This window comes from Streptomyces atratus (genome assembly GCF_040655115.1).
GTDB lineage: Bacteria > Actinomycetota > Actinomycetes > Streptomycetales > Streptomycetaceae > Streptomyces > Streptomyces atratus_D.
The window spans coordinates 18,635-37,718 of sequence record NZ_JBFAJH010000051.1; the positions used below are offsets into that span (position 1 = coordinate 18,635).

General features: G+C 71.7%; 19 protein-coding genes, 1 tRNA gene, 1 pseudogene and 2 riboswitches. Of the genes and pseudogenes, 8 read left to right on the top strand and 13 right to left on the bottom strand.

The annotated features are described in order from the left end of the window. Window positions 1-2: 2 nt before the first annotated feature. The 4 genes and pseudogenes from AB0I23_RS33990 to AB0I23_RS34005 form a co-directional block, all read right to left on the bottom strand. Window positions 3-198: pseudogene (locus AB0I23_RS33990) on the bottom strand (aldo/keto reductase); the annotation flags it as partial. A gap of 104 nt (window positions 199-302) precedes the next feature. Beyond that, entirely contained in the window at window positions 303-1,421 is a 1,119-nt protein-coding gene (locus AB0I23_RS33995) for a M23 family metallopeptidase (protein ID WP_359115282.1), read from the bottom strand. A gap of 11 nt (window positions 1,422-1,432) precedes the next feature. Beyond that, window positions 1,433-1,585, bottom strand: a riboswitch (cyclic di-AMP (ydaO/yuaA leader). Between the two features lie 259 nt (window positions 1,586-1,844). Then, window positions 1,845-2,999 (bottom strand): PP2C family protein-serine/threonine phosphatase, encoded by a 1,155-nt coding sequence (locus tag AB0I23_RS34000; protein WP_359115285.1) that lies wholly within the window; start codon window positions 2,997-2,999, stop codon window positions 1,845-1,847. A gap of 308 nt (window positions 3,000-3,307) precedes the next feature. Continuing rightward, a tRNA-Met gene (locus AB0I23_RS34005) sits at window positions 3,308-3,381 on the bottom strand. 263 nt (window positions 3,382-3,644) lie between these two features. Here AB0I23_RS34005 and AB0I23_RS34010 point away from each other — a divergent pair. Next, window positions 3,645-3,770, top strand: a complete 126-nt coding sequence (locus AB0I23_RS34010; RefSeq protein WP_359115288.1) for a hypothetical protein — start codon at window positions 3,645-3,647, stop codon at window positions 3,768-3,770. A 255-nt stretch (window positions 3,771-4,025) separates the two neighbouring features. Here AB0I23_RS34010 and AB0I23_RS34015 read toward each other — a convergent pair whose 3' ends face one another. Next, window positions 4,026-5,228, bottom strand: coding sequence for an SPFH domain-containing protein (locus tag AB0I23_RS34015; protein ID WP_359115291.1), 1,203 nt, complete (start codon window positions 5,226-5,228; stop codon window positions 4,026-4,028). Between the two features lie 98 nt (window positions 5,229-5,326). Next, window positions 5,327-5,548: a hypothetical protein gene (locus tag AB0I23_RS34020; protein ID WP_359115294.1), complete on the bottom strand. Its 222-nt coding sequence runs from the start codon at window positions 5,546-5,548 to the stop codon at window positions 5,327-5,329. A 192-nt stretch (window positions 5,549-5,740) separates the two neighbouring features. Between AB0I23_RS34020 and AB0I23_RS34025 the strand changes: the two genes are divergently transcribed. Continuing rightward, window positions 5,741-6,157, top strand: a complete 417-nt coding sequence (locus tag AB0I23_RS34025; protein WP_359115297.1) for an SHOCT domain-containing protein — start codon at window positions 5,741-5,743, stop codon at window positions 6,155-6,157. A gap of 2 nt (window positions 6,158-6,159) precedes the next feature. Here AB0I23_RS34025 and AB0I23_RS34030 read toward each other — a convergent pair whose 3' ends face one another. After that, window positions 6,160-7,284, bottom strand: coding sequence for a sulfite oxidase (locus AB0I23_RS34030; protein ID WP_359115299.1), 1,125 nt, complete (start codon window positions 7,282-7,284; stop codon window positions 6,160-6,162). Window positions 7,285-7,441: 157 nt separating this feature from the next. Here AB0I23_RS34030 and AB0I23_RS34035 point away from each other — a divergent pair, with 157 nt between their 5' ends. After that, window positions 7,442-8,827, top strand: a complete 1,386-nt coding sequence (locus AB0I23_RS34035; protein WP_359115302.1) for an FAD-binding oxidoreductase — start codon at window positions 7,442-7,444, stop codon at window positions 8,825-8,827. 73 nt (window positions 8,828-8,900) lie between these two features. After that, entirely contained in the window at window positions 8,901-9,149 is a 249-nt protein-coding gene (locus AB0I23_RS34040; RefSeq protein ID WP_359115305.1) for a hypothetical protein, read from the top strand. Between the two features lie 92 nt (window positions 9,150-9,241). Here the strand turns inward: AB0I23_RS34040 and AB0I23_RS34045 are convergent, their stop codons facing one another. Next, entirely contained in the window at window positions 9,242-9,745 is a 504-nt protein-coding gene (locus AB0I23_RS34045) for a DUF5994 family protein (RefSeq protein ID WP_359115307.1), read from the bottom strand. A 45-nt stretch (window positions 9,746-9,790) separates the two neighbouring features. Beyond that, window positions 9,791-10,390 (bottom strand): DUF5994 family protein, encoded by a 600-nt coding sequence (locus tag AB0I23_RS34050; protein ID WP_359115310.1) that lies wholly within the window; start codon window positions 10,388-10,390, stop codon window positions 9,791-9,793. A gap of 257 nt (window positions 10,391-10,647) precedes the next feature. On the opposite strand from AB0I23_RS34050, the gene AB0I23_RS34055 reads away from it, so the two are divergent. The 3 genes from AB0I23_RS34055 (at window position 10,648) to cobM (ending at window position 13,249) form a co-directional block, all read left to right on the top strand. Continuing rightward, complete coding sequence (locus AB0I23_RS34055; protein ID WP_359115313.1) at window positions 10,648-11,055, top strand: SSI family serine proteinase inhibitor; 408 nt, start codon at window positions 10,648-10,650, stop codon at window positions 11,053-11,055. A 161-nt stretch (window positions 11,056-11,216) separates the two neighbouring features. Then, a complete protein-coding gene (gene cbiE, locus AB0I23_RS34060) occupies window positions 11,217-12,503 on the top strand; it encodes a precorrin-6y C5,15-methyltransferase (decarboxylating) subunit CbiE (RefSeq protein WP_359115316.1) in 1,287 nt (428 codons plus the stop codon). Next, window positions 12,500-13,249, top strand: a complete 750-nt coding sequence (gene cobM, locus AB0I23_RS34065) for a precorrin-4 C(11)-methyltransferase (RefSeq protein ID WP_359115318.1) — start codon at window positions 12,500-12,502, stop codon at window positions 13,247-13,249. Before cbiE ends, cobM begins: the two co-directional genes overlap by 4 nt. Before the next feature lie 18 nt (window positions 13,250-13,267). Here the strand turns inward: cobM and AB0I23_RS34070 are convergent, their stop codons facing one another. After that, window positions 13,268-14,383, bottom strand: a complete 1,116-nt coding sequence (locus AB0I23_RS34070) for a cobalt-precorrin-5B (C(1))-methyltransferase (protein WP_359115321.1) — start codon at window positions 14,381-14,383, stop codon at window positions 13,268-13,270. A 15-nt stretch (window positions 14,384-14,398) separates the two neighbouring features. On the opposite strand from AB0I23_RS34070, the gene AB0I23_RS34075 reads away from it, so the two are divergent. Further along, window positions 14,399-15,157, top strand: coding sequence for a cobalt-precorrin-6A reductase (locus tag AB0I23_RS34075; RefSeq protein WP_359115324.1), 759 nt, complete (start codon window positions 14,399-14,401; stop codon window positions 15,155-15,157). 7 nt (window positions 15,158-15,164) lie between these two features. Here the strand turns inward: AB0I23_RS34075 and AB0I23_RS34080 are convergent, their stop codons facing one another. The 3 genes from AB0I23_RS34080 to AB0I23_RS34090 are packed head-to-tail and all read right to left on the bottom strand — an operon-like array spanning window position 15,165 to window position 18,657. Then, the gene (locus tag AB0I23_RS34080) at window positions 15,165-16,679 is read right to left on the bottom strand and encodes a precorrin-2 C(20)-methyltransferase (protein ID WP_359115327.1); all 1,515 of its coding nucleotides are present in this window, start codon (window positions 16,677-16,679) and stop codon (window positions 15,165-15,167) included. A gap of 2 nt (window positions 16,680-16,681) precedes the next feature. Then, window positions 16,682-17,308 (bottom strand): precorrin-8X methylmutase, encoded by a 627-nt coding sequence (locus AB0I23_RS34085; protein WP_359115330.1) that lies wholly within the window; start codon window positions 17,306-17,308, stop codon window positions 16,682-16,684. A 56-nt stretch (window positions 17,309-17,364) separates the two neighbouring features. After that, window positions 17,365-18,657 carry a cobalamin biosynthesis protein CobG gene (locus AB0I23_RS34090; RefSeq protein WP_359115333.1) on the bottom strand — a complete coding sequence of 431 codons (1,293 nt, stop codon included), beginning with the start codon at window positions 18,655-18,657 and terminating at the stop codon, window positions 17,365-17,367. Between the two features lie 307 nt (window positions 18,658-18,964). Beyond that, window positions 18,965-19,040, top strand: a riboswitch (cobalamin riboswitch). Window positions 19,041-19,084 lie beyond the last annotated feature (44 nt).

Here is a 19,084-nt window from a genome sequence, read left to right on the forward strand (position 1 = left end):
AGTCAGGCGGACGCCTCGGGGAGTTCCGCCAGCTCCTGCTCGGTCAGCTGAAGGCCGGCGGCGGCCACCAGTGCGGGCAGCTGCTCGACCGTGCGGGCCGAGGCGATCGGGGCGGCTACGGTCGGACGCGCCGCGAGCCAGGCCAGGGCGACCGGTCGCGATCTCCACGCCCCGCTCCTGGGCCACCATGGTGCACGCGAACGCCGTGGACAAACGGACCGGCAGCCCTGACGTCGGGGGGTGAGCGTCAGGACTGCCGGGGTTCGGTGGTGGCCCGGTGGGACCGGCCCGCGTTCATCGGGTCAGACCGTGAGGCCCTTGTCGCGCAGCCAGGTCAGCGGGTCGATGTCCGTGCCGCTCGAGGTGTGGACCTCCAGGTGGAGGTGGGGACCCGTCACATTTCCAGTGGCGCCGACGCGGCCGATGGTCTCACCGGTGGTGACCTTCTGGCCGACGCTGACGTCGATCGACGACTGGTGACAGAACCACAGCTCCGTGCCGTCCTCGAGTTCCAGGACCGTGCGGTAGCCGTAGGAGCCGGACCAGCCCGCCGACTTGATGGTGCCGGTGTGGATGGCCTTGATCGGGGTGCCGGTCGGCGCCGCGAAGTCGAGACCGGTGTGGTAGCCGGAGGACCACATCGAACCGGCTTCGCCGAAGGTCGAGGTGATCGTGTACGAAGAAGTGGGGATGGCGTAGCTGGCGGCCAGTTTGGCGAGCCGTTCGGCCTCGGCCTTGGCCTTCGCCGCTTCCTCCGCCTTCTTCTTCTCGGCCTCGGCCTTGGCCGCCGCGATGTCCTGCTTCTGCTTCGCCTCAGCTGCCGCCTTCTCCGCGGCGGCCTTCTCCTCGGCCGCCTTGGCCTCCGCGTCGGCGGCGTTCTGCTGCTGCTCGGCCTGCTGGAGGATGCGGGCGCGGAGCGCCTCGCCGGCGTCGGTGGCGCCCTGCTCGGCCTCGGCGGTGGTGATGCCCGCGCTGGTCAGCGGTGCGGCGGCGATCTTGGCCTGGGCCAGGTCGGTGGCGGACTCCTCGGAGAACAGCGTGCCCATGCCGGGAAAGGACTTGGCGTCGGGGAGCTTGTCCGCGATGGAATCGGGAAGGGAGATGGAGACCGGCGGCTTGCTCTGCGCGGTGGCCATGCCACCCGCGCCGACGGCCGCGATGACGCCGACGCCGAGAACCGTGGAGCTACGGGCGAGCCCGTTGCGCTGCTTGGCGACGCGGTGCCTGCCGCGTACGGGGCGGACGGACTCCTCGGTGGGGTTCCATTCCTCCCGGGCCCGGTCGGTCTCTCCGGAGCCTTCGGTCCCGAACTCGGTGGTGAACCCGGAGCCGAACTCGCTGTCCGTCCCGGATCCGTACTCAGCGGGGAAGTCGGAGCCGAACCGGGAAGGGGCTTCGGGGGCAGGCTTGTTGGACGCCACGGGGGCGCACTCCTTTCCTTCCTTCTCGCCTACCGGGTTAGCTGACGGGTTCGGAGCAGGAAGGTCTCCTACGGATCCCTCTGCCTCTCACGAGACACAGGTATCCGATTCACCCCATGTAGGTGGTTCCCCGGTTCCCTTGCGGAATTCGGCGCTCGCGCACGGTGCCGCCACTGACGACGGCTGGGACGACCGCGCTGCGTTATCGAACGTTAATAGACACACGGGCCTGATTCCAAGCCGCTCCCGCTGATCATTCACGGTCTTGGCCTGGACTTTACGGGACACAACCGGGTGCAATCGGGCGAGTTGACCTGGACTCAGCCGCTACCGTCTTTCTGACGTTGCGTCAAACGTTATGCAGAGCGGCACTCTTCGATTACGCACGGTGGCATCGTCCTCGTGTGGTCACGCAGCCGCGCCTCACTCCTGCCCGCGGCCCACGATCTTCACGGTCCTGCGCCGCTCCGACTGGCCTTCCGCGGGCCGTACGACTGCGACCAGTGCCATGTCGTCGGTGGACTTGCCGCCCGTATGCAGCCGTACGTCATCGGTCAGCGCGGACAGCAGCTCTTCGGGCCCGGGGAAGATCCGCCCACGCAGTCGGGCCGCCGGGTCGTAGAACACCCCGTGCTTGTCGCGCGCCTCGGAGAGACCGTCGGTGTAGACGAGCAGCGTGGCCCCGGCGGCCAGACCCCAGGCGTCGGCCACGTCCGGCCACACCCCGAGCCCCATGCCGAGCGGCAGCGCGGGCACACTCGGCACCAGCACCTCCACCCCCCCGTCGGGGTGGAGCAGCAGCGGCTCGGGATGGCCGCGGTTGACGATCCGCACCTCGGCCGCACCGGGCGGGACCTCGGCGAGTACGGCGGTGACGAAACCCTCGACCGGATCGATCCCGCCGCGCCGCTCCCCCTCCCGCGCCAGCGCCCGCTCCAGCCGCTGCGCCACGCCCTCCAGCGAAGCCTCCTGCTCGGCGACCTCCCGGAACGCGCCGATGATCACCGCCACCGCCTCGACCGCGTCGAGCCCCTTGCCCCGCACGTCCCCGACCACCAGCCGCACGCCGTGCGGGGTGTCCACCACGGCGAACAGGTCGCCGCCGACGAACTCGTCCGCCTGCGCCGCCTCGTACCGCGCGGCGACCTGCAGCCCGCCGATCGAGTCGTTCGGCTTCGGCAGCACGGCCCGCATGGCGGTCTCCGCGATGACCCGCGCCGAAGCCAGCTGCTCATTGCCACGCCGTACGACTCCGTTGATGAAAAGGGCGAGGGCCGAGGAGGTGAGCACGGTGAGGACCTCGAGGGACGGCACGACCTGCAGCACCGTGCCGCTCTCGCTCCGCAGGACGAGGATCGAGAGCAGCGAGGCGGCGCCGATACGGACGGTGCCCGCCAGGGTGAAGAACGGTGCGGCGGCCAGCGGGGCCGCCACGAACAGCGGCACGGCGGTGAACGGCGGCGGGGTGAGGATGTCGAACACGAGCCCGACGGCGATCAGCAGCGCCGGCAGCGCGCTGACGAACCGCCGGGAAGGTCTGCCGCCCCCGCCCCGCGCCCCGCGCAGCTTCTCCGCCATCCCCACCTGTGGTCTCCTGCCCGGTACGCGCAGCGGTTCCTGCGGTCTCCTGCTCGGTAGGCGCCTGACTGCGGACGGTGCCGCGCCCCACTCCCCCAGGCTTGCCGGAGCGACGTCGCGCGGCGACTCCGCATCGGCCGAAGGCCTGCTCGGTACGCGCCTGACTGCGGACGGTGCCGCGCCCCGCTCCCCCAGGCTTGCCGGAGCGGCGTCGCGCGGCGACTCCGCATCGGCCGAAGGGGGGACGGAAACACGAAAACACGAATCAGGCCCGACACGCTCTATGCATGCCGGGCCTGATTCTTCAGTAGCGGGGACAGGATTTGAACCTGCGACCTCTGGGTTATGAGCCCAGCGAGCTACCGAGCTGCTCCACCCCGCGTCGGTAGACACAACTCTACGCCATCCGGGACGGGCAGTTGACCATTTACTGATCCGCCGGCGTCCCTCCGCGCCCACCACCACCCCCAGGACACCGGATTCGAGAAGTGGTTGCCGGCGAAGTGCCTTCTGCCGCAAGGTATCCGCTGCACCCTCCGGACCGGTGGGCCGCCCGGGTGAGAAGGCCGCTGGGCACGCACCATCGCCTTGCCCGGCGGTGCCCTCCCGGTCTCTCATCGCAGTCTGTCTGGAGGGCCTCCGACGATGACCGCACCGCTCGCCCCTGCCCGTACCGACCACACCCCGCAGTCGCCCGTGCGCGGCGCTGCCATCAGCGGCCTCATCGGCGGCGTGACCGGGGCGGTGATGAGTGCGGGGCCAACTACCTGATCATCGGCCTCCCGGACAGCGCGTCGGCCAACGCGGTCAACCATGCGGTATCGGGGCTGATCAGCGGGTTCGCCGCGGGGTTCATGGGACTTCTGATGTATCAGCGAAAGGTCGCCACGGCCCGGCGGACAGCGACGGATGAAGGTGCTGCGAGCGCCATCCCCGCGGCAGAAGCCCCCGCAGCGCATTCGCCCGCGGCGGGATCCCCCGCTCCGGAGGGCTCCGGAGGGCTCCGGAGCGGAGAAGTAGTCCGGCTCAGTTCGATTCGGTGATGCGCGGGGACCGCTTCGCGTCGACCGCCGACTTCACCGGGTTCGCGCCGCGCTGGAGCGCGTGGAGGATGGCCAGCCCCTGGCTGACCACGCCCGCCGCCATCTCGTTGACACCGTTGGTGCCGTTGAGCACGGTGAGGTCGGCCCCCGACATCCCGCGGGCGGCCGCGTCGGCCAGGGCCGGCAGGTTCTCCACGATGCGGTTGGCCGCGATCAGCTCCTGATTTCCGTCCCGGAGCGAGCCGGCACGCGCGGTGTTGGCGTCGGCCTGCGCCTGGGCGAGGGTCCGTTCGGCGTACGCGCTGCCGTCGGCCTGGAACTTCGCCTGATCGCGGGCGGCCTCGGCGAGCGTGCGCTGCCGGTACGCCTCGGCGTCCGCCGGACGCCTGACCTCCGCCTCCAGTCGTTGCGCCGCCAGTGCCGCCTGCCGCTCGGCCAGTGCGGTCTGCTCCTCGACGACCTCATGCGAGGCCCTGGCCTGGGCGAGCGGTCCGGCCTGGGCGGCGCGGGCGTTGTACTGCTCCGTCTCGGCGAGGAAGCCGGCCCGCTTGATCGCGGTGTCGCGTTCGTACTCGGCCTTGAGCGCCGCGGCCTGCTGCTCCCGCTCGGACGCCTCCTGGTCCGCTCGGGCCTGGGCGATCCGGGCCTGGCTGGCGACGGCGGCGGCGTGCGGGGCGGCGAGGTTGTTGATGTAGCCGGTGGAGTCCTCGATCTCCTGGATCTGGAGAGCGTCCACGACGATGCCGAGCTTCTCCATCTCGCTGTGGCTGCCCGCGATGACCTCCTGGGAGACCCGGTTCCGCTCCCGGATGATCTGCTCGACGGTCAGCCCGCCCACGATCGAACGCAGGTGTCCGGCGAAGATCCGGCCGGCGAGTTCCTCCATCTGTTCCTGTTCGGACAGGAAGCGGCGGGCGGCGTTGGCGATGGAGACGGCGTCGTCACCGACCTTGAAGACGGCGACGGCGCGGACGTTCAGGCGGATGCCCTGCTGGGTGACGCAGTCCTCGGTGATCTCCGCCTCGCGCAGCGCCAGGGAGAGCATCCGCGCCTTCTGCTTCACCGGTATGACGAAGCTGCCGTGACCGGTGACGATCCGGAACTGGGTGTCCTGGGTCTGCCGTTTCGATTTCGATCCGGAGATGAGCATCGCCTCGTTGGGGGCGGGAACGTGCCAGAACAACATGAGCGGACTCCTGCCGTACGTCTTTCTCGACATGATGTCCCGGTGCGGCGTCGTGCATCGCCGTTCCCCGACGCCGCTCCCCGGCATCGGTTGCCGGTTCAGGACGGCAGGCGTTCGACGATCACGCCCCGCGCCGAGACCGAGTCGACGACAATGACGCGTGCGTCCCTGTCGATCGACGTCGCCGACCATGCGGTGTAGGCCTCCGACCCACCCCGTACGGCCACCAGTACTTCGCCGGGGCCGTTCGGCGGGATCGGCACGGTGACGCGGCCGATCGCCCCGATCGGGCTCCAGGCGGACCCATCTGCGGCGCTCATACGCCACACGCCTCCCTCGGTCATTCCACGGTACTCCGCGCCGCCTCTGCGGGAACGGCCCTGGGGAACGGTCCGGACGACAGCGAGCAGGGGCTGAAATCTGATGATATGACTGATTTACGAAAGTCGTTCAGGGCTGTGTCACCGAGGCGAAGCGACGATCCGAACGACGCGACGACCAGGGAGCGGAACGTGGACAACTACCCCCTGCTCAACCTCTTCTGGACCATGCTCTGGTTCTTCCTGTGGATCATGTGGCTCTTTCTCCTCTTCAAGGTCATCGCGGACATCTTCCGCAGCGACGACCTCGGCGGCTGGGCCAAGGCGGGCTGGCTGATCCTGGCCCTGCTACTGCCGTACCTCGGCGTCCTGATCTACGTGATCGCACGCGGTAAATCCATGGGGAAGCGCGACATCGAGCAAGCCAAGGAACGGGAAGCCGCCTTCAAGGCGTACGTGCGGGAAGCCGCCACCACCGGTGACACGCACGGCCATGCGAAACACGCCGGCAGCAACGTCGACGACCTGGCGAAACTCGCCGAGCTGAAGGACCGGGGCGCGATCACGGACGAGGAGTACCAGCGGGCGAAGACGAAACTTCTCGTCTGAGCTCATCCCACCCCGCAGTGGACGGCGATCCGCTGGACCAGGTTGTTGCCGAAGCCGCCGCGGTTCCACGGCTGGGTGAGGGGCTGAACCCGGCCCCCGGCATCGGTGGCACGGGCGCTGAGGACATGGCTGCCGGGCGCCGCCTTCCACCACGCCTGCCACTTCTGCCAGGCCCAGGTGTGCCTGCCGTCCCCGTCCGGCGGGGCGAGCTCGGCGTCGTACCAGGAACGACCCTCGTCCGTGCTCACCTCGACCCGGGTGACCGGCGGCTCCCCCGACCAGGCGCGACCCCGGAGCAGCACCCGGCCGGGGCGTACGAAACGGGTCCTGGACATGAAGTCCGGAAACCCGGGCGGGATCATGAGCGCCCGCGGGGCGATCCGGGTGACGGGCTCGCCCGGCTCGTCGGGCTCCTGCCGGTAGCGGTAGGCGGTCGTCTGCTGGAAGCCGGTGAACGGGGTCTCGGTGAGCCGGATCTCCCGAAGCCATTTCACCTGCGCCATGCCGTACCAGCCGGGTACCACCAGCCGCAGCGGACAGCCGTGCTGCGGCGGCAGCGGACCGCCGTTCATCGCGTACGCCACCAGCACGTCCGGTGTGTCGCCGGTGGCCACGTCCACCGGCAGGCTCCGCCTGTAGTCCTGCTCGACGCCCCGCTCGACACCGTGGTCGGCCCCGCAGAACACCGCCTCGACGGCGTCGGGCTCCACCCCGGCCTCGGCGAGCAGCAGCCGCAGCGGCACCCCGGTCCACTCCGCCGTACCGACCGCCTCGACCAGCCACGGCTGGCTCACCGGCCGCGGTACGAGCCGGGCCCGGCCGTTGCCCGCGCACTCCATCGTGACGCGCAGCGTGACGGCCGGGAACGACCGCAGCGCCGCCAGGTCCAGGGCCAGCGGCGTCCGTACCCTGCCGTGCACGGTGAGCTGCGCGGAGCCGTCCGGGATCTCGGGGATGTCGTAGTGGACCAGCACGTAGTGCAGTCCGGGCGGGGTGATGTCGTAGCGCAGCGCCTCCAGCGGCAGACCGTGGTTGCGGGCGGCGAGCGCGAGTTCCTCCGGGCTGATGCCCTCGCCGGGCGCGGCGAGGCGCCCCGGCAGGCTCACCTCACCCAGGGGTCCGTCCATGGATTCATGGTGCGCCTGTCCGGGCAACCCGCCCACCGCTCCTGACCTCCCGGACACCGCATCCCGCTCTTTGCGCCGCGCCTGCCGATTGCACGGCCCTCCGACCGGCGGGAGCGTGGAGACAACAGCGGTCCGCACCCGCGGCAAGGAGACGGCCATGGACGCCACCACGCTCGAGGCGATGAGGGCCGCGTTGCGCGGTCCGGTCATCGGCCCACAGGACCCGGAGTACCGCGAGGCCCGCACGATCTACAACGCCATGATCGACCGGCGCCCGGCGGCCGTGGTGCGGTGCGCGGACGCGGCGGACGTCATGGCCGCGGTGGACTTCGTCCGTGGCGAAGGTCTCGAACTCGCCGTGCGGGGCGGCGGACACAGTGGCCCCGGACTGTGCCTGGTGGACGACGGCGTCACTCTCGACCTGTCTCCGATGCGCTGGGCGCACATCGATCCCACCGCCCGGACCGGCCGGGTCGGCGGCGGCACCCTGCTCGCCGACCTCGACCACGCCGCCCACGCGTTCGGCCTGGCCACGCCCTCCGGAATCCTGTCGACGACCGGGGTCGTCGGCCTCGCCCTCGGCGGCGGTCACGGCTATCTCACCCGCAGGTACGGCCTGACCGTGGACAACCTCCTCGCGGCGGACGTCGTCCTGGCCGACGGCAGCCACGTCACGGCGAACGAGAACGAGAACGCCGACCTTTTCTGGGCGCTGCGCGGAGGAGGCGGGAACTTCGGCATCGTCACCTCGTTCGACCTCCGGCTGCACCCGGTGGACACCGTGGGGGTCGCGATCACCGTGTGGCCGGTCGACCGGATCCGCGAAGTCCTCGAGTGGTACCGGGACTTCCTGCCGCAGGCACCCGAGGACCTGAACGGCTTCTTCGCGGCGCTCACCGTGCCGCCCGGTCCGCCGTTCCCGGAGGAGATCCACGGCCAGAAGATGTGCGGCGTCGTCTGGTGCTGGACCGGCGACCCCGAGCTCCTCGAAGCCACCCTGAAGGCCGTGGACGAACCTGGCCCGCCCGCCTTCCACTTCACCTCGCCGATGCCCTACCCGACGCTCCAGACCATGTTCGACGCGATACTCCCGAGCGGACTGCAGTGGTACTGGCGGGGCAACTTCTTCGACCGGATCACGGACGACGCCATCGCCGTCCACGCCAAGTACACCGAGAACCTCCCCACGGACCTGTCGACGACGCACCTGTACCCGGTCGACGGGGCCGCCCACCGGATCGGCCCGGACGACACGGCCTGGGCGTACCGGGACGCCGTCTGGTCCGGCGTCATCGCGGGCATCGACCCCGACCCGGACAAGGCGGAGACGATCCGGCAGTGGTGCGTGGACTACTGGGAGGAGCTGCATCCGCAGTCGATGGGCGGGACGTACGTGAACTTCATCGGCGCGGGCGAGTCCCAGGACCGGGTACGGGCCACCTACGGCGACCACTACGACCGGCTCGCGGCCGTCAAGCAGGCGTACGACCCCGACAATTTCTTCCACGCCAACCAGAACATCGAACCGGCCGGGCAGCACTGAACACCCTCCGGTTCCTCGGCCGTCGAGTGCCGCCCGGCAAGCGCGACGGCCGCAGGGGTCTTATCGTCAAAGCATGGGTGTTTTCATCAAGTTGGTGGAGAATCGTCCCCCCAGGGAATACGCGGAACGGGGCGTGGCGGACATCTCCTACGCGGACATCACGGAGGGCGACTCCGAGACGGTCTACGAGTACGACGTACTCCCGAGCGGCACTTTGAGGATCCTGCAGGTGGCGAAGGGGGAAGCCCCGGTCGTCCATGCGATCTATGCGCCGGGGCTCTGGTTCCGTGTCGAGGGGCAGTGGCACGGCAATGCAGAGTAGAAAATAAAATGACCCGATTAAGACCGAATTAGGAAGGGCCGGCTCCGGCGGCGAGACCATCGGAGTCGCGTCCATCCGAGGGAGCGTGCGCGTCAACCCGAGGAAGGGGGGACGATGCCCGCGTCCATGAGAATCTGTTCCGCGGGAGTGCTGTTGCCGTCCTGCACGGCCATGGCCATCGCGGCGCGCGCGGCCGTTGCCGTGGCCTGTGGCGGGATCACCAGGAACGAGAAGTGGTCCTGATGGCCACGCGTGACGAGCATCGTGCTGTCGTCGACGGCGGACCAGTCGATACGGACGGTCCGGCCACCGATCACCAGGTGGCCCGGCGTATCGTCCCAGGCGCTCGCGTCCAGACCGACCCGCGCGATGGGTCCCAGCCGGGCGGCCAAGGCGTCGATCAGGCTGGGAAGTTGGGACGCTATGTCGCGGGAGCGCGGCCACCACGCACCGTCGAAGGTCCCCTCACGGTCGGGGGTCGTCTCCATGCGCAGCACCGCGATCCCGGGAACGGTCGGCCGACTGCGCGTGTCCGAGAGAAGCAGGAGGGGCGCCGCGTCATCGGTACGGGTAGGGGCGTGGGCATCCGACGTCATGGCAAACCACTCCTCCGCACGCGCACGTCGATGAAAACCATGCCCTCACATCCCTTCTGTCGGGCCCGGCGCCCGGGCGACTGCTCCGGCACGGCGTCGCGAGGCCGGACGGGCGCTGTGGCCGCCCTCGGAGTCCCAGACCGTCTCCCGGACGAGGTCCCAGTCGGCCTCGGCCGCGGCCCGGAAGAGCTCGGCCTCCCGCATCAGCCCGCTCGCGGTGAGGCTCCGCGCCGGATCAGCGGCTGCGGCCAGCAGCCAGGCGGCGGTACCCGGGTCCGTCTGCGGCGGGATCACCAGCAGGTCCCAGCGGCCGGTGGTGTAGGAGAGGAGCAGCAACTTGTTCGGGTCCTGTTCGGGCCCGAACCAGCCGACGTGGACCACATGCCCCCGGACGGGCACCTTCCGTGGGATCACGGGCCAGACGGTGGGATTCACCGTCACGCGGGTGATCCGCCCCCACAGCGGGTCGAGCACCGCTGTCAGCGCGGGAAGTTCCGCCGTCAGATCGCGGGAACGCGGCCACCACGCACCGTCCAGCAGAGCGGGAGCGGTGCCGGCCGGGGCCAGCGAGAGGCGCGGCGGCAACGAGGACGAAGAGAAGGTCCGGTCGTCGACCGCGGGCGTGTACACGGTGGTTGCAGTCATGACGCGGACCCTGCCCCGGGCCGGTGTACACCGGCCCGGTGTGGTGAATCGCCGAGAACGACACGGGCTCGGAAACGCATGTACGGAATGTCCTCGGTACGTCCAGGATACTCCGGCGGGGCACCAGGCGAAGTGCGGCGGCCCTACGGGCATGAGCTGTCCCCAACGGATCGAACGGCATGCCGGAAGCCTCCCTTCGCCCCGCCCGTAAAGGACGCCGCTCGTGTCCTCGCGGTCGGCTGTTCGTTACCCAGACCATGATCATCTCTTCCGTCGCCCGGCGTCTGGCCGCGGCCTCGCTGGCCGCCGCCGCCCTGGCCACGCCCCTGCTCCTGGTTCCCGCCGCGCATGCCGACACCCAGGGGGGCAGCCTCTTCCTGACCGTCTCCGGCAGCGAGAACACCTGGATCCGCGGCATCGGCCTCCAGTGTCCGGTCGCCTCCCACAGTCACCACCCGAAGGCAGCGGAGGCCTGCGCCGCCCTGGACGAGGCCGGGGGCGACCTCGACGAGCTGCCCGGCAGCCCGCACCCGTGCCCGCTGGTCCACGACCCCGTCACGGTCACCGCGCAGGGGACGTACAACGGCGCCGCGGTGGACTGGCAGCGCACCTACCCGAACGCCTGCGTCATGGAGGCGACCGCGGGACCCGTCTTCGACTTCTGAGCCGGCGCCGGCCCCGAACGCCCCTGCCCGGCGCGTGGGCCGGCCCGAGGTGTCTCCGACGTACGTATGGCGATGCTCACCCGGCCGGAACGATCTCAGCGGCCAGCGCGAACAGTAGAGTTTCGGCTGCGTCAAACCCCCCGAACACCGAGGTACCGGCCGTGATCCCCGCAGAGCCCGCACTGCCCCCGCCCCCTGCGCCCACCGTCGTCGGGATCGGCGCAGACGGGTGGGAGGGACTGCCCGGGACCTCACGCGCGGCACTGCTCCGGGCCGAGGTGGTGATCGGCGGTGCGCGGCAGTTGGAGCTGCTGCCGCCGGAGTGCGCGGGCCGGCGGGTGCCCTGGCCCTCGCCGCTGCGGCCCGCCGTGCCCGGTCTGCTGACCGCGCACCAGGGGCTCCGCATCGCCGTGCTGGCCAGTGGCGACCCCATGTTCTACGGCATCGGGCGCGCCCTCTGCGAGGAGTTGGGCGCCGGAAATCTCCGCGTCCTGCCGCATCCGTCCTCCGTCTCCTACGCCTGTGCCCGGCTCGGCCGGCCGCTGGAGGACACCGAGGTCGTCACGCTGGTGGGCAGGCCCGTCGCCCGCCTGGCCGCCGCCCTGCACGAGGGCCGGCACCTGCTGGTGCTGAGCGCGGGTGCCGGAACCCCTGCCGACGTGGCCGCGCTGCTGCGCGAACGCGGCTTCGGGCCCAGCCCGATGCGGGTGCTGGAACAGCTCGGCGGCGAGGCCGAGGACTGCGTCACGGGTACGGCCGACGGCTGGGCGCATCCGGCGGGCGATCCGCTCAACGTCATCGCGGTCGAGTGCCGTCGTGCGCCGGACGCGCTGCGGCTCGGCGCCGTACCCGGACTGCCGGACGACGCGTACGAGCACGACGGTCAGCTCACCAAGCGTCATGTCCGCGCCGCCACGCTCGGGGCACTGGCCCCGGCCCCCGGCGAACTGCTGTGGGACATCGGCGGCGGTTCCGGGTCGATCGCCGTCGAGTGGATGCGTACCCACCCGTCCTGTCGCGCCGTCACCGTCGAACGCGACCCGGTGCGGGCCGGACGCATCACCCGTAACGCGGACCGGCTCGGCGTCCCCGCGCTGCGCGTGGTCACCGGCCGGGCACCGGAAGCACTGGCCGGTCTGCCGGTGCCGGACGCCGTGTTCATCGGCGGCGGGCTGACCGTGCCGGGGCTGCTCGACGCCTGCTGGGACGTGCTGCCCCCCGGCGGACGGCTGGTCGCCAACACCGTCACGCTGGAGTCCGAGGCGCTGCTCGCCGAGCGGTACCGGCGCCACGGCGGCGAGCTGGTGCGGCTCGCGGTGGCGCACGCCGTGCCGGTCGGCGGCTTCACCGGCTGGCGGCAGGCCATGCCGGTCACCCAGTGGTCCGTGCGCAAGCCCGGAACCCCCCCGATACCGTCCGCACCGCCCTCGTCAGGAGAGAACAGATGACCGTGTACTTCATCGGCGCCGGTCCCGGCGCCGCCGACCTGATCACGGTGCGCGGCGCCCGGACGCTCGCCGCCTGTCAGGTCTGTCTGTACGCGGGCAGCCTGGTCCCCCGCGAACTCCTCGCCGAATGCCCGCCGGACGCCCGCCTCGTCGACACCGCGCAGCTCAACCTCGACGAGATCACCGAGGAGTTGGTGCGCGCCCACGAGAACGGGCAGGACGTGGCCCGGCTGCACTCCGGTGATCCGTCCGTCTTCAGCGCGGTCGCCGAGCAGATGCGGCGGCTCGACGCGGCAGGTGTGCCGTACGAAGTGGTGCCCGGCGTACCGGCGTTCGCGGCCGCTGCCGCGGCGCTCAAGCGGGAGCTGACCGTGCCGACCGTCGGCCAGACCGTCATCCTCACCCGGATCGCCCACCGCGCCACCGCCATGCCGGACGGCGAGGACCTGGCCACGCTCGGCCGCAGCGGTGCGCTGATCGTGCTGCACCTGGCCGCCCGGTACGTCGACCGCGTGGTCGAGGAGCTGCTGCCGCACTACGGGGCCGACTGCCCGGCCGCCGTGGTGGCGATGGCGTCCCGCCCGGACGAGCTGATCCTGCGCGGTTCGCTGAGCGACATCGCCGAGCAGGTGAAGGCCGCGGGGGTGATCCGTACCGCCGTCATCATGGTCGGCCGCACGCTGGGCGCCGAACAGTTCCGCGACAGCCACCTGTACTCGGCCGAACGCGACCGGCACACCTGCTGACCGGCGCCGCCACCCGCGTCAGCGCACGTCGCTGCGGCCGACGACCGCGCCCGCCCGGTCGATGCAGATGACGTCCACGGCCACCGGAGCCCCGCGCAGCACCGACAGCGCCCGGTCGCGGGCGGCCACCGCGACCAGGTCGCCCAGCGGGACCCCGGCCGCCGCGCACAGCTGAAGGGCGGCCAGACCCGTGTTGGCGTCCGCCACCTCGGCGGCCAGCGACGCGTCCGCGCCGCCCTGCCGGGCGAGCCCGGCGAGGAACCCCTGGTCGACCTGGGAGCGGGCGGAGTGCAGATCCAGATGGCCCGCCGCGAGCTTCGACAGCTTCGCGAACCCGCCGCAGACGGTCAGCCGCTCCACCGGATGCCTGCGTACGTACTTGAGCACCGCCCCCGCGAAGTCCCCCATGTCGAGCAGGGCGATCTCCGGCAGGCCGTACTCGGCGACGACGGTCTTCTCCGAGGTCGACCCCGTGCACCCCGCCACATGCGTGTGCCCCGCGGCTCGGGCCACGTCCACACCCCGACGGATCGAGTCGATCCACGCCGAGCAGGAGTACGGGACGACGATCCCGGTCGTGCCGAGGATCGACAGGCCGCCCAGGATGCCGAGGCGCGGGTTCCACGTGGAACGGGCGATCTCCTCGCCGTGATCGACGGACACGGTGATCTCGACATCGCCCGTGACCCCGTGGTCCGCCGCCACGCGCGCGATGTGGTCGCGCATCATCTGCCGCGGCACCGGGTTGATCGCGGGCTCTCCGACGTCGAGCGGCAGACCGGGACGGGTCACGGTGCCCACGCCCGGACCGGCCCGGAACACCACACCCGAACCCGGCGGCAGCCGGCGCACGGTGGCCCGTACCAGCGCGCCGTGCGTCACGTCCGGGTCGTCTCCCGCGTCCTTGACCACGCCGACCGTAGCCCGGCCCGCGACGAGTTCCTCCACCGCCAGTGCGAACGCCGGGCTCTGGCCCCTGGGCAGGACGATGGTCACCGGGTCGGGGAAGTCGCCGGTCAGCAGGGCCGTGTACGCGGCGGTCGTGGCCGCGGTCGCACAGGCACCGGTCGTCCAGCCGGGCCGCAGACCGGTGTGTTTGAGTTGGGCGCTGCGCCCGCCCTTCGCCTCACTCATGTCTGGACCGGTCCCATGCACGTACTCGTCCTCGGTGGCACCACGGAGGCCCGCCGTCTCGCCGAGAACCTGGCCGGGGCGCTCCCGGCCGGGGCCCGGGTCACCAGTTCGCTGGCCGGCCGGGTGGCCAGTCCGAAGCTGCCGCCCGGCGAGGTGCGGGTCGGCGGGTTCGGCGGGGCCGAGGGGCTCGCCGACTGGCTGCGTACGCACCGGGTCGACGCGCTCATCGATGCCACCCATCCTTTCGCCGGGACGATCAGTTTCCATGCGGCGTCGGCCGCCGCCGCCGCCCATGTTCCCCTGCTCGCTCTGCGCCGCCCCGGCTGGGTGCCCGCGGACGGCGACCGCTGGCACCCGGTGGGCTCCCTGGCCGAGGCGGCGCAGGCGCTGCCCGGACTCGGGGAGCGGGTCTTCCTGACCACGGGCCGGATGGGGCTCGCCGCCTTCGCCGGTCTCGACGCGCAGTGGTTCCTGATGCGGTCGGTGGACGCTCCCGACGGACCCCACCCGGCGCGGATGGAGATCCTGCTGGACCGGGGGCCGTTCACCCTCGACGGGGAGCGCGAACTGATCCGCCGTCACCGCATCGATGTCCTCGTCACCAAGGACAGCGGGGGTGACGCCACCGCCCCGAAGCTGACCGCGGCCCGGGAGGCCGGCGTTCCGGTGGTGGTGGTCCGCCGGCCGCCGGTCCCGGACGGCGTCCCCGTGGTCCCCACACCGGAACTCGCCGGGGACTGGCTGTCCGGCCTGCGCGGCCGACAGGCTCTGTGACCGGACCTCAGGCCTCCGGGTACCGCCGCGGCGTCCACACGATCTGCTGACCGTCCCCCCGCCGCACCGACCGCGTCTGCGAGGAACCGACCAGCAGGATCGTCCGCATGTCGACCTCGGCCGGTTCCAGCTCCGCCAGGGTGACGATGCGTACGCTCTCCGAGGGCCCGCCCACATCCCGGCCCACCACCACCGGCGTGTCCGGCGAACGGTGCTCCAACAAAAGGTCACGGGCCTTGCCGACCTGCTCGGTGCGGGTGCGCGACCCCGGGTTGTACAGCGCCAGCACCAGATCCGCCGCCGCGGCCGCGCGCAGCCGGGTGGCGATCACCTCCCACGGCTTGAGCCGGTCGGAGAGCGAGATCGTGGCGTAGTCGTGGCCGAGCGGCGCACCCGCGCGGGCGGCGGCGGCGTTGGCCGCGGTCACCCCGGGCAGCACCCGCACGGGCACCTTCGCGTACGCGTCCTGCGAGGCGACCTCCAGCACGGCGGTCGCCATGGCGAAGATCCCCGGGTCGCCGCCCGAGACCACGGCCACGCGGCGTCCGCGCCGGGCCAGGTCGAGGGCGAACTCGGCGCGCTCCGACTCCACCTTGTTGTCGGAGCCGTGGCGCGCCTGTCCGGGGCGGACCGGAACGCGGTCCAGGTACGTGGTGTAGCCGACGAGATCGTCGGCGGCGGCCAGCGTCCCGCGGGACTCCGGGGTCAGCCACAGCGGACCGGCGGGACCGGTCCCGACGACCACGACCTCGCCCACACGCTCCGCGTCCTCGGCCGCCTCCGGCCGGGGCGCGTCGATCCGGCTGGGCAGCACCGCGACGGCGAAGTACGGAACGGAGTCCGGGTCGGTGTCCGCGAGATCGCCGGTGCGCTCCCCGGCCATCGTGGCGCGCTCCACGTAGTACGCCTCGTCCAGCCGCCCGGACGCCTCGAAGGCCCGCCGCACGGCGGGGAACGTACGCCCCAGCTTCATCACCACGGCGGCGTCGGTGGCGGCCAGGCGGGCCGTCAGCTCCTCCTCCGGCAGCGTGCCGGGCAGGATCGTCAGCACCTCCTCGCCCTCGGCGAGCGGGGTGCCGAGCCGGGCGGCGGCCGCGCTGACCGACGTGACCCCGGGGATCACCTCGGTGGGATACCGGTCGGCGAGCCGCTTGTGCATGTGCATGTACGAGCCGTAGAACATCGGGTCGCCCTCGGCGAGCACCGCCACCGTCCGTCCGGCGTCCAGGTGCACCGCCAGCCGGGCCGCGGCCTCGCCGTAGAACTCCTCCATCGCACCCCGGTACCCCCCGGGATGGTCCGTGGTCTCCGTCGTGACCGGATAGACCAGCTTCTCCTCGATGTGGTCCGCGCGAATGTGCTCGGCGGCGATGGAGCGCGCGATGGACCGTCCGTGACGGGCGCTGTGATAGGCGATGACATCGGCCTCGGCGATGGTCCGCACGGCGCGTACGGTCATCAGTGCCGGATCGCCGGGACCGAGCCCCACCCCGTACAGCCGGCCCGTGTTCTGCTCGCTCACTCTTACTCTTCCTCGCTGGCGATCGCGTTGAGCGCGGCCGCGGCTATGGCGCTGCCGCCGCGACGGCCCCGTACGACCAGGTGTTCCAGGCCGGACGGATGGTCGGCCAGGGCGTCCTTGGACTCGGCGGCCCCGACGAAGCCGACGGGCACACCGATGACGGCGGCCGGGCGCGGAGCGCCTTCCTCGATCATCTCAAGCAGCCGGAACAGGGCGGTCGGTGCGTTGCCCACGGCCACCACCGCCCCCTCCATGCGGTCCCGCCACAGCTCCATCGCGGCGGCGCTGCGGGTCGTGCCGAGCTTCCTGGCGAGATCGGGGACCGTGGGATCCGACAGGGTGCAGATGACCTCGTTGTCGGCGGGCAGCCGCTTGCGGGTGACCCCGCTGGCGACCATGGCCACGTCGCACAGGATCGGCGCACCGGAGCGCAGCGCCGCGCGGGCACCGGCCACGACCCCTGGGGTGAAGTCGATGTCGCGTACGAGGTCGACCATGCCGCAGGCGTGGATCATGCGGACCGCGACCTGGCTGATGTCGGCGGGCAGCCCCACGAGATCCGCCTCGGCGCGGATGGTGGCGAAGGACTGGCGGTAGATCGCCGGTCCGTCCTTCTCGTACTGGAACACGGTGGTTTCGCTCTCTCCGGTCGGTGGTCGGGCTGCAGCGCCCTCGGGTCGGTGGTTCAGCTACGGGTACGGCGGGCGGCGTTCACCGCGGCGGCCAGGTCGGACGGGCTGCCGTGGACCGTCACGGGGGCGCCCCGTTCCCCGCCGCGGACCTGGGCCACCTGATACCCACCGGGAACGGCGACGACGTCGGCCCAGGCGCCCTTGGGGTGACCGCAACGGCGTTCACAGCCGGACCAGTGGACGGGGAGCTGCCCGGCAACGGGCTCTCCGGCGGTCCGTACGAAGGCCTCCGCGTCACCCCGCACATCTGCCAGGGACTTCGCACAGCCGGGCCGGCCGATGCACGCACCGGCCCCCGTCCACGCGGAACCGGGCCCGACGATCAGTCCGGCCGCACCCCACTCGCGCAGCCGCTTCGCCGCGCCGCCGGGCGTCACGCCCGTCACGACGACGCTCCGCCACGGGGTCAGCCGCAGCTCGTCGCCCGCGCGGGACAGGCTCTTCCACTGCGCGCCGGTGAGCCGCCCGAGCGGCACCCCCACACAAGCCGCGGAACCGACGACGCCGTACGCGGACTCCTGCGCCGCCGTCGCCGACGGTACGCGCTCCACCTCACCGGCCACCCCCAGCGCCGATCGGACCGGCTCCAGCAACTCATCCGCAGCAAAGGGCAGTTCGTTCACCCGCCAGGCGCCCGTCTCCCGCGCCGCCGCCAGAAACGCCTCCGCGGCGACGAGCGCCGCACGCGGCGCATCGTCCCCGGGGACCCTCAACACCGCCTCAGCGGCCCCGATCCGCAGGAGCGCGCTCCCGTCGCTCCGCCCCAGCAACGTCACATCCGCGCCCAGGGCGTCGACGTCACCACGGCCGTCGTCCAACGCGAAGAGAAAGCGGCCGGACAGCCCGGCCGCTTTGTCACTTCCGCACAACAGCGCGTCCAGCGCGGTCAGCCACGGCCGGACATCCCGGTGGCCCCGGCCGTCGAGCCCGGAGAGCGGGGAGGCCACGACATTGCGTATCCGCTCATGGCTCCGGGACGGCAGCAGCCCTGCCCCGCCCAGGAGTTCGGCGAGCCGTCCGCCGCACTCCCGGCCGAGGCCGCGCAACTGGACATTGCCCCGCGAAGTGAGATGCAGCTCACCGTCGCCCAACTCCCGCGCGGCCCCGAGGAGCGCGTCCGCCTGTCGGGCAGTCAGCACACCACCGGGGATCCGCACCCGCGCCAGCGCCCCGTCGTCCGCCCGGTGGAGCCGCAGCGACCCCGGGCAGGCATCGCCGCGGGCACGGGAGACGGGCTCCCCCGAGGCCGACGGCGGGGTGTCGGAAGTGGACATGGCGGCGAGCATACCGACCATCATCCTGAGCTGTATGAATCCCATCCGATGTAAGGCCCTTACTATGCCTAGCAGCGGGCCACCCGGCCCGGCATCGCCTGAGAGCCTGTCGGGGGACCTTCGATCGGAGAGCGGACGCGGCATGGTGCGTGCGATTCCAAGGCACCGGGATGGCCTCGGACGGGGTCTCCCCTGCTCGAACGAAGCTGAGAGCTTGGGGAAGGAACCACCAGGCATTTCGGCAACGGCGGAAGCGTGCGTGCCAGGGCGTGGCCGCCCGATCGGAGGTCACCCGGCAGGCTCTGAGACGGCGACAGGGGAGGAAGCCCGGTGCGAGTCCGGCGCGGTCCCGCCACTGTGAGTCCGGCCCGGACGGCCGGACGAGTCAGGAACTCCCCTCCCCAAGCTCTCGATCCGCTCGAGCAGGGGAGACCCCATT